General features: G+C 67.9%; 14 protein-coding genes and 1 pseudogene. 3 read left to right on the top strand and 12 right to left on the bottom strand.

Translation table 11 applies throughout. The features are described 5' to 3' along the window. Nucleotides 1-4: 4 nt before the first annotated feature. The 6 genes from OG594_RS27495 to OG594_RS27470 form a co-directional block, all read right to left on the bottom strand. The gene (locus OG594_RS27495; RefSeq protein ID WP_266604176.1) at nt 5-265 is read right to left on the bottom strand and encodes a lasso peptide biosynthesis PqqD family chaperone; all 261 of its coding nucleotides are present in this window, start codon (nt 263-265) and stop codon (nt 5-7) included. Continuing rightward, nucleotides 243-2,075 carry an asparagine synthase-related protein gene (locus OG594_RS27490; protein ID WP_266604174.1) on the bottom strand — a complete coding sequence of 611 codons (1,833 nt, stop codon included), beginning with the start codon at nt 2,073-2,075 and terminating at the stop codon, nt 243-245. The genes OG594_RS27495 and OG594_RS27490 overlap by 23 nt, the downstream gene beginning before the upstream one ends. A gap of 11 nt (nt 2,076-2,086) precedes the next feature. Then, nucleotides 2,087-2,209: a lasso RiPP family leader peptide-containing protein gene (locus OG594_RS27485; RefSeq protein ID WP_266604172.1), complete on the bottom strand. Its 123-nt coding sequence runs from the start codon at nt 2,207-2,209 to the stop codon at nt 2,087-2,089. 458 nt (nt 2,210-2,667) lie between these two features. Then, a complete protein-coding gene (locus OG594_RS27480) occupies nt 2,668-3,243 on the bottom strand; it encodes a nitroreductase (RefSeq protein WP_266604171.1) in 576 nt (191 codons plus the stop codon). Nucleotides 3,244-3,379: 136 nt separating this feature from the next. Next, entirely contained in the window at nt 3,380-4,315 is a 936-nt protein-coding gene (locus OG594_RS27475) for a DMT family transporter (RefSeq protein WP_266604170.1), read from the bottom strand. Between the two features lie 54 nt (nt 4,316-4,369). Then, a complete protein-coding gene (locus OG594_RS27470; RefSeq protein ID WP_266604169.1) occupies nt 4,370-5,125 on the bottom strand; it encodes an iron-containing redox enzyme family protein in 756 nt (251 codons plus the stop codon). Nucleotides 5,126-5,224: 99 nt separating this feature from the next. On the opposite strand from OG594_RS27470, the gene OG594_RS27465 reads away from it, so the two are divergent. Together OG594_RS27465 and OG594_RS27460 are read left to right on the top strand one after the other, a co-directional pair. Then, on the top strand, nt 5,225-5,737 hold the full coding sequence (locus OG594_RS27465; RefSeq protein ID WP_266604168.1) for a CGNR zinc finger domain-containing protein: 513 nt from the start codon (nt 5,225-5,227) through the stop codon (nt 5,735-5,737). 94 nt (nt 5,738-5,831) lie between these two features. After that, nucleotides 5,832-6,180 (top strand): annotated as a pseudogene (locus tag OG594_RS27460) (RNA polymerase subunit sigma-70); the annotation flags it as partial. On the opposite strand, the gene OG594_RS27455 reads toward OG594_RS27460, so the two are convergent. Beyond that, nucleotides 6,076-6,414, bottom strand: a complete 339-nt coding sequence (locus tag OG594_RS27455; protein ID WP_266604167.1) for an STAS domain-containing protein — start codon at nt 6,412-6,414, stop codon at nt 6,076-6,078. The pseudogene OG594_RS27460 and the gene OG594_RS27455 sit on opposite strands and share 105 nt — an antisense overlap. Before the next feature lie 56 nt (nt 6,415-6,470). Between OG594_RS27455 and OG594_RS27450 the strand changes: the two genes are divergently transcribed. Then, nucleotides 6,471-7,073, top strand: a complete 603-nt coding sequence (locus OG594_RS27450; protein ID WP_266604166.1) for a hypothetical protein — start codon at nt 6,471-6,473, stop codon at nt 7,071-7,073. A gap of 83 nt (nt 7,074-7,156) precedes the next feature. Here OG594_RS27450 and OG594_RS27445 read toward each other — a convergent pair whose 3' ends face one another. The 5 genes from OG594_RS27445 to OG594_RS27425 all read right to left on the bottom strand — a co-directional run bounded on the left by OG594_RS27445 (nt 7,157) and on the right by OG594_RS27425 (nt 12,911). Beyond that, complete coding sequence (locus OG594_RS27445; RefSeq protein WP_030009876.1) at nt 7,157-8,434, bottom strand: thymidine phosphorylase; 1,278 nt, start codon at nt 8,432-8,434, stop codon at nt 7,157-7,159. Between the two features lie 103 nt (nt 8,435-8,537). Beyond that, nucleotides 8,538-8,936: a cytidine deaminase gene (locus OG594_RS27440; RefSeq protein WP_266604165.1), complete on the bottom strand. Its 399-nt coding sequence runs from the start codon at nt 8,934-8,936 to the stop codon at nt 8,538-8,540. Further along, nucleotides 8,933-10,222 carry an ABC transporter permease gene (locus tag OG594_RS27435; protein ID WP_266604164.1) on the bottom strand — a complete coding sequence of 430 codons (1,290 nt, stop codon included), beginning with the start codon at nt 10,220-10,222 and terminating at the stop codon, nt 8,933-8,935. The genes OG594_RS27440 and OG594_RS27435 overlap by 4 nt, the downstream gene beginning before the upstream one ends. Continuing rightward, nucleotides 10,219-11,331: an ABC transporter permease gene (locus OG594_RS27430; RefSeq protein ID WP_266604163.1), complete on the bottom strand. Its 1,113-nt coding sequence runs from the start codon at nt 11,329-11,331 to the stop codon at nt 10,219-10,221. Before OG594_RS27430 ends, OG594_RS27435 begins: the two co-directional genes overlap by 4 nt. Continuing rightward, entirely contained in the window at nt 11,328-12,911 is a 1,584-nt protein-coding gene (locus OG594_RS27425; RefSeq protein WP_266606594.1) for an ABC transporter ATP-binding protein, read from the bottom strand. The genes OG594_RS27430 and OG594_RS27425 overlap by 4 nt, the downstream gene beginning before the upstream one ends. Between the last annotated feature and the right edge of the window lie 111 nt (nt 12,912-13,022).

Below are 13,022 nucleotides of genomic sequence, written 5' to 3'. Positions count from 1 at the left end.
GAGCTCATGGCGCCTCCACCAGTCGGGCAGTGCGGAGTTGGTCTATCAGTGTGGTGATGTCGTTGTGCACTCGTTCGCGGCTGAGCCCGTGACGGGCTGCCAGCTCCGAGGCCACATTGCCGGCGTGTTCCCCGGCAAGAAGCCGGGTCAGGACGCCGGCCCCGGTGCGGTTGAGCTGCCAGTACCGTCCGGTGCGCTGCTGCAGCAGCACCACCCCGTCGTCGGTGTCGGTCAACGCCACGTCACGATGCAGGAACACGGACATCGGCACTCCTCCGAGACTTCATCGTGGTCACCCCGCGGAGCCATGTTTCGCAGCCCACCAGGCGCTCCAGCGCGAGGTGACGAGACGAGTCGGGCTGCGGGGCGAGCAGCGTCCGTTGCAGTACGTCAACGTTGATCAAGCCGCGATCGGCCAGGGCTGAATCGTCGAACATTCTCAGCATGGCGGGCAGATGGCGGCGCAGCCCTACGCGTACGTCCTCACTGAATTCCCCCTTGGTCTGGCGGCCGAGGATCTTGTCCGGCACGATCCCGCGCATCGATGCCGCCAGCAGGGGCTTGTACTGCCAAGGGGTGATCCGCTCGTGCAGGCGCACGCTCAGTGCCGCCTCGACCGTGCGGTCGTCCAGGTAGGGGACGTGCAGTTGTACTCCGGCCTCGGCGTATACGCGGGCCAACTGTGCATACGCAGGGCCGCTTGATCGCAGGGCGTGCAGGAACTGGTGTTGGCCGCGGTCTGGAGCCAGGGGCTGGGCGGTCTGTGCGGTGCGGCTCAGCACTGCGCGTGTTGCGCTCACGGCTTCTTCTGAGACCCATTCCGGGGCCCTCAGTGGCACGAACCCCCATTCCAGGGGAGGAAATCGCGTGGGGAGCGCGGCGTTGGTGATCCCGTCGGCCTGATCGTGCCACCAGCGCGTGATGCTGCTCGAGCGAAGCAACTCGCCGGCTGTCGCAGCCAGTGGCCAGCGGCTCAAGGCTCGATGTGCGCGAAGGTGGCGCACGGCCGTCACTGGGTGGCGCCGTAGCAGACGGTGCAGATAGCCGGGGAACTTGTAGAACAGTTCGTCGGCTCCGTGGCCGGCCAGATGCCATCGTGCCCCGTGTCGGGCGAGGAGTTGGGCACTGTAGCGGGTTCGGGCGAGTGTGCGACTGAACAGGTAGGGCTGTTCGGTGTCCGCCTCACTGTCGTGGTCGGCGAAAATGTCGGGAAGGTCACTCTGCGGCACCACCAGATGTTCTGCATGCGGCAACGACTGGGCCGCGTGGGCGGCGAACGATGAGTCGTCGTTGCCTGCTTCGGCCTCGGCCCACCTGAAGGTGAGGAGGTCCGAGGTGCTGCGGGCCGCCAGGAAACACAGGGACGTTGAGTCCATCCCTCCGGACAGGTCGGAACTCAGCCGCCCGTGCGTGGGATGCCGGTCGGCGGTGCCGGCCAGCAGCGCTTCGCGTACCAGCAGGGCCCCATGCTCAAGCGGCACATCCGGGGCAGGTGGGTGCCACCAGCGGGTCTCCCGCGCGGAATGGTTCTCTTGCGCCACATAGTGGTCCGGGGGAACGGCGCGCACACCCACCCACATGCTCTGCTCGCTCACGGGCGGAGGCAGCGCGGCGCCACAGACCACACGCACGGCAAGGGCTTCCTCGTCGATGTCGGCGGCGGTCATACACGCCAGCGCGTCGGCGCGGTCCGCAACGAGCGGGACGTCTCCAAGACGTGCGTGATAAACACGGCGAAAACCGGCCAGGCTTCCCTGAACGCGGGTTCGCCCATTGACGGAGACGATGAGGTGGAAGCTGCCGTGAAGGGATTCGGTGAGCCGGTCGACGTCCACCAGTTCCCGGACCCGCTTGGCCAAGTCGGAGAGCCTGGCGGTGGTGACCGTGCAATAGCCGATCACCACCACCCGCACCGGGCCCGCTTGCGCAGACACGACGTCGCCGGAATGCCAATTCCCCACCACCCACGGCCGGCCCGAAGGATGAGAAATTACCTTCGGGGATACGAAGGGGTGAGACTTGCTGGCCAGTTCCGCCTCAGCAGTGTCGGGTACCACTACGAACCCGGTGCGCACGACTACTCTCCTCAGGTGTTATACATGAGGAAGTTGTCCCAGATGGATCCCTTGTATCCCAGGGTGTCCTCGGAGAACTCGCCGACCTCCACGAGGGAAGGCGTCTCGTAGAACTCTTCCGTTTGCTCTTCCATATCATCCTCCGTTGGGGGAATTGAATGACGATGAAATCGTAGCTCAGTGCGCGCCACGCGGAAAGGTTTTCGGGGTTTCGTATTGCGGGGAATTCGAATCCACTAGAGAGGGGCGCGAAGAAAGCACCCATCGGCCGCCATGCAGAGTGTTTATGCATGAAAGAAATAGTCGCCGCTCTCGCGTCGGCGGGGAAAGATGCTGGTGAATGATCGCGCTAAGTTTCCTGAAAGGCGTGCATCAGGTGACCGTCGAGCATGATCACGATGCATCCGCATTCCGCGGCGCAGTACTCCACCTGTCCCTGTGAAGTCTGATGCTGGGAGAGCAGCACCCAACGGGTCTCGTCACCTGCCCCCCGCCCGCAAACGGAACAGCGGTCGGTGGTCTGGTGGTTGTCACCTAACCGGTCAACGGCCATGGAGCCAGCGTGCCGCCATGCCCTAGAACAGTTCAACCATTACATCCGGGCTGAGTGGGCACCGGCGCCCATGCCGGCGAAGGTGGTCAGATGATCGGCCACGTCGGTCAGTTCCCTGCGCCGCGGCGCCGACCGCGACTCGGGGGTGCCGATGTACAGCCATCCGAGTAGACGCTCGGTGCTGTCCAGTCCCAGGGTTTCCCGCACGCCGACGTCCTCGGTGAGAGGACCGGTCCGCCAGATGCTGCCGAACCCACGGGAGTGCAGCAGCAGCATCAGCGAATGCGACATAGCGCTGGTCGCCGCGAGCTGCTCCCATTCGGGAACCTTGGGGTTGGGGCGCGGTGTGAAGACCAGCGTGGCCAGCAACGGGGCCCGCATGGCCTTGGCTGCTGTCTTGGCCCTGTTCTCGGGTGCCGCGGTGGTGGCAAAACTTGCCCCCAGCGTGTGCCGGTCCTCCCCCCTGACCGTGATCCACCTCCACGGGCGCAGCACCCCGTGGTCGGGGGCCAGGGCGGCAGCCCGCAAGAGGTAGGAGAACTCCTCGTCGCTTGGTGCCGGTGCGGTGAGGCGGTGCGTGCTCCGGCGGGTCATCACGGCTGTCATCACGTCCATGAGAAATCCTTTCTTCGTCGGGCCCGGCTCATTGGCGCGACGGCGCACAGGCTCCGGTCACCAACCGGGCGCGGCCGGCGTCGCCGGCGGGGCCCGGAGCTTGGTCCGCGGTGAGCACGCGCATCTTTGGTGGCAGCTAGACGGGCGGCTTGTGCCGTTCGTCGACGCTTGGCGTGCTGTCCGAGGACGAGATCGGGGCGGCGGAAGGCTGGACCACAACCGCCCACGCGGTAGAGATCATGATCAGAGCGATCGCGCATACCTGGCGCAGTGTCAAATGCTCGTCAAGCAGGAAGAACCCCACGCCGACCGCGACAGCGGGACTGAGCGCGAGAAGGACGCCGAAGGCGCGCACGTCGATGCGCCGCAGCGTGACCATGTCCAGTGAATACGGAATGAGAGACGACAACAGCGCCACGAACAGGCCGGTGACGAGGACTTTCGGATGCGCGGCCACCTCGGCGCCGTCGGTGACGCCGGCGATGGGAGCCACGATGCAAGCGCCGATGACCAGAGCAACCGTCAAGCCCGTCCAGTCGGCGAAAAGCGCGCCCACACGCCGACTCAGCACCACATAGGCCGCCCTGCACAGGGCGGCCAGCAGACCGAGACAGATCCCGAGCGCCGAGAGCTCGCCCCCGGGAGCAGTCAACAGCAACACGGACGCAACAGCGAGCATCCCTGACAACAGGTGCTGGAGCCGACGTGAGAGAGCCACCGACAGCAGGAGGGGGCCCAACAGTTCGAGCGTGGAGGCCACCCCCAGGGGCAGATGGCGAATGGCCTGGAAGTAGGCCATGTTCATTCCGGCGAAGACCACCCCGAGCAGAATCACAGCCCGCCACTGCTGGACTGTGATCTGCCGAAGCCGGGGGCGAACGAGCAGGCAGAGCAGCCCGGCCGAGAACACCAGGCGCATGCCGGCCAGAGCGGTCGGACTGATCACACCGTACGTATGTTTGGCGACTGCCGAGCCGACCTGGAGGCTGGAAGCCTGGAGCAGTACCAGAGAAGGCGCCACGACCAGCGAAAGCTTGGAAGGCCGTACCGGATCGGGTTGTTCGACTCCCATGCGTGGGTCTACCGTCCTACCACTCGCTTGTCCGAGGTCCCGGTGCCGAAAAGGTCAGCCCGCTCGGCGCATCTCGTTGGCGACACCCTGCCAGTAGTCGGTGGTCAGCGAGATGAACCCGTCGAACCCCTCGCGAACCGCCTTGAGGTCTTCTTCTCCCCGGCACACAGCGGCCGCTGAGATGACCGCTTGGGCCTTGTGGTCCTTCTCGGCCTCTCCGATGTGGATGTAGAAGTACTCGCATGCCTCGTGGAAGTCGTCGTCGGTGTCATAGACGCTCTTGTAGTTGCGGACTCCCTCGTACAGCCGAGTCAGCATGGAGTACGCAAGGTGTTCCTGCGCGAGCAGTGCCCCCTGGACGACGCGCTGGTCCTCGGAGGTGAAGAGCTCCCGCTGGCCCTTGCTGAAAGCCGTGGTCGTAGGCAGGGCCGCAGCCGCTGCCTTACGGACTTCCTCGACGGAGACGGGAGTCCCCTTGAGCCTTGAGAGCAGGTCGCTCAGGAAAGACTCAAGCAGAACGAGGTGGGCCTTGCTCGGGTCGCCGTTTCCGTACTCGGAGTACAGGTTCTTCACGCACTCTATGCGGGCGTTGAGGTCTTCGGTGTTTATGACAGACAGTGCCACCATGACACTGGTGTTTACGGTGCGAGCCAGATACTGGGCGGCGAAGACACTGACCTCGGGGTAGGACAGGGGGCCGGCCATCCAGCGCGTATAGAACTCGTTGTTCAGCGCGGCGCTTTCATGCACCGATGCGGCCAGGCTGTGGATCTGCTGGTCGATACCGCTTTCATGCGCAATGGCAGTCATGGTGTTTGTTCCCTCGTTGCGGTGCGGGCACGGATGAGACACCGGCCGGTGGTAATAAAACCAGTCGGCGTGATCACCAAACCATGGTTACCTGGCCCTATGCACTTCAACCATTACGGCGGCGAAGCCGCGCTGTTGGCAGCGGATTTGGTCAATCTCCCGACGCCGCACACCCCTCAAGCCCTTGAGGCCGTACTCACACGACGCGGGATACAACGGACATCGCTCACGCCACGGGAAGCCGAGAGTGTTCAGCACTGGAGCAGCAGGCTGGAGGCATGTTTCGGCCCGCAGTCCCTCGACGATCGCCGCGACACGATCAACGAGTTACTGGCATCCGCCGCTAGCAGTCCCTACATATCCACCCACGACGGGCACCCGCACCTGCACTACAGCACCACCGACCAGGGGCCCGTCGCCCAGATCAAGGCCGTCACAGCGACGGGACTCGCCTACGTCGTCTGCTTCGCCAGCCCCGGCCGTCTCGGTAGGTGTTCACGAACCGGCTGCGACCTGGCCTTTGTCGACACCTCCCGCAATGGTCGACGTGCCTACTGCACCGTGCGGTGTTCCAACAACGACGCCGTCGCCCGGCACCGCGTCCGCGCATAGTGATCAATGGCTCAAAAGCTAGGTCTCAGCGCGAGGACCTGTTGTGTCGTGGACCGCAATGTGCAACTCGCCAGGGGCACTTGCCCCTGGCGATGACCCCGCGGATCCGCTCGATGCGGACCAGGCGAAGCTGCTGGAGCGGTACCTCTCCGCCTTCGAGGCCTACGACATCTCGCGGCTCGGACATCGCGGCCTGGCACCTGAACCAGGGCATCGGCTGCAAGGACTCCCGGCTCGTCCCGACCACGGCGAACGGCCTGCCCGCCTTCGGCCAGTACCGTCCGCGCGAGGACGGGCGGCCGGGCCACACCCCGTGGGCGCTCCAGTTGCTGGAGATCTCAGACGGCAAGATCGTCGGGCTCAACGCCTTCCTGGACACCGCGCGGTGGTTCCCGCTGTTCGGCCTCCCCGAGCAGCTCGACGAGGCCCACGAGGTCCAGTAGGGCCCGGAGGGCGGGCGCGGCCCCGGTCACCCGCAGCGGCCGCCCCCGGGCGGTCAGCCGGAGCCGGGCCAGCACCTCGACGGTGCCCAGGCCCGGCGCGGTGACGGCCCGCGCGTCGCACTCCACGGCGCGCGCCCCGTCCTCGTACAGCCGGGCCAGGCGCGCGCACAGCAGCGCGGTGTCCTGCGGGTCGGCCGGTGCGGGGCCGGGCCGCACGAGTCGTCGGATCGTCACGAGGAGGTGACTCCCCCGCCCGCCGGAACTCATCGGCGGCCGCGCACAATGACGCGATGAAGCCTGCCTACTGGGATCCGCTCCCCACCGCCCGCCGACTCGCCGAGACCGGGTCCCCCCTGCGGGCCGAGACGTTCCGGGGGGTGTGGGAGGAACGGAACTGGCGCAACGTGCCCGGCCCGTTCTACGCCGGCGAGACCGACGAGATGGCCCTCGGGCGGATGGACGCCCCCGACCACATCTGTTACGACGACGATCACGGCGGCGGCTTCGGCGGGGTGTTCGTCTTCCGCCAGCCGACGGACGAGGCCCAGGTCCTCGACCTGCTGTGCGGGGCCTCGCTGGATCTCTGCGAGGGCTACAACTGGGACGGCGACGACCACTGGACCGTGGAGTCCGTCCGCACCTGGTGGGCGGACCGGGGTCGGGTCCGTGCATGGGCCGTGGCGATAGCCGCCGACTGGGGCGCGGACACCCACCCCCACTGGGGCTACAACAACGACCCGAAGTACCTCGGGCACTACCACGACGCCGCACAGGGCCACCGGGACTTCGTCGCCTACATCGACGACGGGCTGGAGGCCTACCTGCGGGGCTATCTGTTCTGGCTGGAACAGCGCCGGGAGCCGAAGCCGGGCGAGGCCCTGCCGCGGCTCTGAGACCGGGGACCGGGGGTCCCCAGATGCCGAACGGGACCGGTGGGGGTCCACCGGTCCCGTTCGCGCGAAACGAAAGCCGCAGGTCAGGCGATGCGGTCCAGGACGATCGGGGTGGCGGAGAAGGCCGTGCCCGCCGGAGCGATGTCGTACGTGCCCGCCAGGGAGGCGAGGGCGTAGTCGAACTTCTCCGGGGTGTCCGTGTGCAGGGTCATCAGCGGCTGGCCCGCCGTCACCGTGTCGCCGGGCTTCGCGTGGAGCTCGACGCCCGCGCCCGCCTGCACCGGGTCCTCCTTGCGTGCGCGGCCGGCGCCCAGGCGCCAGGCGGCGACGCCGACCCCGTACGCGTCCAGGCGGGTCAGGACGCCCGACTCGGGGGCGGTGACCACGTGCTGCTCGCGGGCGACCGGGAGGGTCGCGTCCGGGTCGCCGCCCTGGGCCGCGATCATCCGGCGCCAGTGGTCCATCGCGGAGCCGTCGGCCAGGGCCTTCGCCGGGTCGGCGTCCTTGATGCCCGCCGCGTCCAGCATCTCCTTGGCGAGCGCGATGGTCAGCTCGACCACGTCGGCGGGGCCGCCGCCGGCCAGCACCTCGACGGACTCGCGGACTTCGAGGGCGTTTCCGGCGGTCAGGCCCAGCGGGGTGGACATGTCGGTGAGGAGCGCGACGGTCTTGACGCCCGAGTCGGTGCCGAGGCCGACCATGGTGCGGGCCAGCTCGCGGGCGTCCTCGATGTTCTTCATGAAGGCGCCGGTACCGACCTTGACGTCCAGGACGAGCGAGCCGGTGCCCTCGGCGATCTTCTTCGACATGATCGAGGAGGCGATCAGCGGGATGGCCTCGACCGTGCCGGTGACGTCGCGCAGCGCGTAGAGCTTCTTGTCCGCCGGGGCCAGGCCGTCGCCGGCCGCACAGATGACGGCGCCGGTGGTGTCCAGGACGTGCAGCATCTCCTCGTTGGAGAGCAGCGCGCGCCAGCCGGGGATGGACTCCAGCTTGTCGAGGGTGCCGCCGGTGTGGCCGAGGCCGCGGCCGGACAGCTGGGGCACGGCCGCGCCGCACGCGGCGACGAGCGGGGCGAGCGGGAGGGTGATCTTGTCGCCGACGCCGCCCGTGGAGTGCTTGTCGGCGGTCGGGCGGGAGAGGGAGTCGAAGTTCATGCGCTCGCCGGAGGCGATCATCGCCGCGGTCCAGCGGGCGATCTCGGTCCGGTTCATGCCGTTGAGCAGGATGGCCATCGCCAGCGCCGACATCTGCTCGTCGGCCACGACACCGCGGGTGTACGCATCGATGACCCAGTCGATCTGCTCGGGGCTCAGCTCACCGCGGTCCCGCTTGGTCCGGATGACGGAGATGACGTCCATGAGGTGCTTCCTTCTACGCGCATAGAGAGGGGGAGGTGAGGGGTTCAGGAACGGAAGTACGACGGCCCTCCGCCCCGGCAGGGGCGAAGGGCCGTCGGCACGGCTATCTCAGGTGGTCGGGCCCGAAGGCCTGCGGCAGCATCGCCGCCAGCGGGAGGACCCCGTCCGGGGTCTCCACCAGCAGCTCGTCGCCGCCGAATTCGTAGAGCAGCTGGCGGCAGCGGCCGCACGGGACGAGGATCTCGCCCTTGCCGTCCACGCACGTGAAGTGCGTGAGGCGGCCGCCGCCGGTGGCCTGGAGGGAAGAGACCAGCCCGCACTCGGCGCACAGGCCCAGCCCGTAGCTGGCGTTCTCGACGTTGCAGCCGGTCACGACGCGGCCGTTGTCCACCAGGGCGGCGACCCCGACCGGGAAGCCCGAGTACGGGGCGTACGCCCGGGACATCGCGTCCCGGGCCGCCGTACGCAGTGCTTCCCAGTCCACCGACGGGCCGGACGTCACTTGCCCTGACCCTTGCGGTACGGCATGCCGTCCGCCTTGGGCATGCGCAGGCGCTGCGCCGAGAGCGACAGCACCAGCAGCGTGACCACGTAGGGCGTGGCGCTGACGAACTCGACCGGGACGGTCTCCGTGCCCAGGTACCAGATGAACACGCCGACACCGATGACGATGGCGATCGAGGAGGTGATCCAGCGCTTCCGGTACGCCTTCCAGGCCGCGATCGCGACGAGGATCGCGAACAGCAGCAGGAGCAGCGCGTGCACGGACTCACCGCCGCCGCGCAGCTGGAGCGCGTCGGCGAAGCCGAACAGGCCCGCGCCCATCGCGAGGCCGCCCGGCCGCCAGTTACCGAAGATCATCGCCGCGAGGCCGATGTAACCGCGACCACCGGTCTGGCCCTCGTTGTAGATGTGCGAGGTGACCAGCGAGAGGAACGCGCCGCCGAGACCGGCGAGGCCGCCGGAGACGATCACGGCGATGTACTTGTACTTGTAGACGTTGACGCCCAGCGACTCCGCCGCGATCGGGTTCTCACCGCAGGAGCGCAGCCGCAGACCGAACGCGGTCTTCCACAGCACGAAGAACGTGCCGACGAGCAGCAGCACGGCGACGATCGTCAGCAGCGAGAGGTTGGTGACCAGGCCGCCGAGGACGCCCGCGAGGTCCGAGACCAGGAACCAGTGGTGCTTCTCGATGTCGGCCAACCAGTCGGACAGGCCGGGGATGCTGATCGAGGTGATGTCCTCGGCCGGCGGGGACTGCTTGGGGCTGCCGCCCTTGGCCGCCGCCTCACCGGTGTTGAACCACAGCTTGGCGAAGTAGGTGGTGACACCGACCGCCAGGATGTTGATCGCGATGCCGGAGATGATGTGGTCGACGCCGAACGTGACGGTGGCGACCGCGTGCAGCAGACCGCCGAACATGCCGCCCAGGATGCCGGCGAGGACGCCGATCCAGGGGCTGGTCTGCCAGCCGGCCCAGGCACCGAAGAAGGTGCCGAGGATCATCATGCCTTCGAGGCCGATGTTGACCACGCCCGCCCGCTCGGCCCACAGACCACCGAGACCGGCGAGGCCGATCGGTACGGCGAGCGAGAGCGCGGCGCTGATCTGGCCGGCCGAGGTGAGGTCCTGCGCGCCGGTGAGGGCCCGCACGGCGGACAGGGCGATGAACCCGCCCGCGACGATCAGCAGGATCCAGGGCAGGGAGAGGCGGGTGCGACCGCCCTTGCCGCCGGCCACCTTGGGGGCCGCGGGCGGCGGGGTGGAATTCGCGGTGACGGTCACGCCGACACCTCCGTCGTGTCGTTGGAACGGGCCTGGGCGGCGAGCTTCTCGCCGACCTGGCGCTGCTGACGCTTGAGGCCGTACCGGCGGACGACCTCGTAGGCGATGACGACGCAGAGGACGATCACGCCCTGCATGACGCCGACGATCTCCCTGTCGTAGTTCTCGAACTCCAGCTGCTGGCCGCCGCGCTCCAGGAAGCTCCACAGGATCGCGGCGAGCGCGATGCCGATCGGGTGGTTGCGGCCGAGCAGGGCGATGGCGATACCGGTGAAGCCGATGCCGACGGGGAAGTCGCCGCCGAACTCGTGCGAGTCGTTGAGCAGGGTCGGCATGCCGATCAGACCGGCGATGGCGCCGGAGATCAGCATGGAGGTGACGACCATCTTCTTGACGTTGACACCGCTGGCGGCGGCGGCCGTGTCGGACTGGCCGACGGTGCGCAGGTCGAAGCCGAAACGGGTGCGGGAGAGCGTGAACCAGTACGCGACACCCGCGAGGGCCGCGATCACGACGAAGCCGTAGATCGGGGTCGGCGTGGTCGGGAACTCGAAGAAGTGCGAGGACTCCGGCAGCGGGCTCGTGGCGATCTTGGTGCCGGCCGCGTCCAGGTGACCGAGGCGGCCGGGCTGGAGCAGGTAGGCGATGATCGAGGTCGCGATGAAGTTCAGCATGATCGTGGAGACGACCTCGCTGACACCGCGGGTGGTCTTCAGGACACCGGCGATGCCCGCCCACATGGCGCCGACGATCATCCCGATGATGATGATCAGCGGGATCTGGACGATGCCCGGCAGCGTCAGCGCGCCACCGACGGCGGCGGCGAAGAAGGCGGCGAGACGGTACTGGCCGTCGACACCGATGTTGAACAGGTTCATGCGGAAGCCGATGGCCACCGCGACGCCCGCCAGGTAGTACGTCGTCGACTTGTTGATGATGTAGACCTGGCTGTCCGACTTGACGCCGTAGTCGAACATGATCCCGAAGGCGCTGAACGGCTCCTTGCCGGTGACCGCGAGCACCAGGGCGGTGATCAGAAACGCGGCGACGATCGCGAGCAGCGGGGCCGCGACGCCCAGGAGCAGCCGCTCCTTGTCGATCTTCTTCATCGGGCCTCGTCCTCCGGGCCGTCGGTGCCCTCAGGGCTCTCTTCGTGCTCAAGGTGTCCGGCGGCGGCACCGGTCATGGCCGAGCCGAGCTCCTCCGGGGTGATGGTGGCCGGGTCGGCGTCCGCGACCAGTCGGCCGCGGTACATCACGCGCAGGGTGTCGGAGAGGCCGATCAGCTCGTCCAGGTCTGCGGAGATCAGCAGCACCGCCAGGCCTTCGCGGCGCGCCTCGCGGATCTGGTCCCAGATCTGCGCCTGCGCGCCGACGTCCACGCCCCGGGTGGGGTGCGCGGCGATCAGCAGCTTGGGGTTGTGGCTCATCTCCCGGCCGACGATCAGCTTCTGCTGGTTGCCGCCGGAGAGCGAGGCCGCGGTGACCTCGATGCCGGGCGTGCGGACGTCGTACTCGCGCACGATCCGCTCGGTGTCCTTGCGGGCGGCCTTCAGGTCGAGGATCGGGCCCCGGGAGTTCGGCGTCTCGGTGACGTGGCCGAGGATGCGGTTCTCCCAGAGGGGGGCCTCCAGGAGCAGGCCGTGCCGGTGGCGGTCCTCGGGGATGCAGCCGATGCCGTCCTCGCGACGCTTGCGGGTCGGCGCGGTGGAGATGTCCTTGCCGTCGAGGGTGACCACGCCGGTGTCCGGGTGGCGCATGCCCATGACGGCGTCCACGAGCTCGGACTGGCCGTTGCCCTCCACGCCGGCGATGCCCAGGACCTCGCCCTTGTGGATGGTGAAGGTGATGCCGTCGAGGACCGCACGGACGGCGCCGTCGGGGTCGACGGCGCTCAGCGACAGACCGTCGACCGTGAGCATCGGGACGTCCGTCACCGTCGACTCGCGGGTCTCCGGGGAGGGCAGCTCGGAGCCGACCATCAGCTCGGCGAGCTGCTTGGTCGTGATGTGCGCCGGGTCCGCCGTGCCGACCGTCGTGCCGCGCCGGATGACGGTGATGTCGTCGGCGACCGACAGGACCTCGCCCAACTTGTGCGAGATGAAGATGACGGTGAGGCCTTCGGCCTTCAGCTCGCGGAGGTTGTCGAAGAGCGCGTTGACCTCTTGCGGGACCAGGACCGCGGTGGGCTCGTCGAGGATCAGCGTGCGGGCGCCGCGGAAGAGGACCTTGAGGATCTCCACCCGCTGCCTTTCGGCCACGCCGAGGTCCTCGACGAGGACGTCCGGGCGGATGCCGAGTCCGTACGCGTCCGAGATCTCCTTGATCTTGGCGCGGGCCTTGTCGCCGATGCCGTACAGCTTCTCGGAGCCGAGGACGACGTTCTCGAGGACGGTGAGGTAGTCCGCGAGCATGAAGTGCTGGTGCACCATGCCGACGCCGCGGTCGATGGCGTCACCGGGGTCGTGGAAGACCACCTGCTCGCCATCGACCGTGATGGTCCCCTCGTCCGGCTTCTGCATGCCGTAGAGGATCTTCATCAGGGTCGACTTGCCCGCGCCGTTCTCGCCCACGAGGGCGTGCACGGTGCCGCGGCGCACGGTGATGTCGATGTCGTGGTTGGCCACGACTCCGGGGAAACGCTTGGTGATGCCGCGGAGTTCTACGGCGTTGGGACTGGAGGCTTTGATGGCGCACTCTCCAAGGACGGGAGCGTGGGAGGACGAGGCTGGGACGGGCTCGGACGGGGCGAGGAACGGGCGGGAACGCGGGCGCTGGTGGCGAAAGCTACCGTGCGACCA

This window comes from Streptomyces sp. NBC_01214 (assembly GCF_026340975.1).
Lineage (GTDB): Bacteria > Actinomycetota > Actinomycetes > Streptomycetales > Streptomycetaceae > Streptomyces.
The sequence above is the reverse complement of the archived record's forward strand: the minus strand, read 5'-3'. Positions and strand labels throughout refer to the sequence as shown.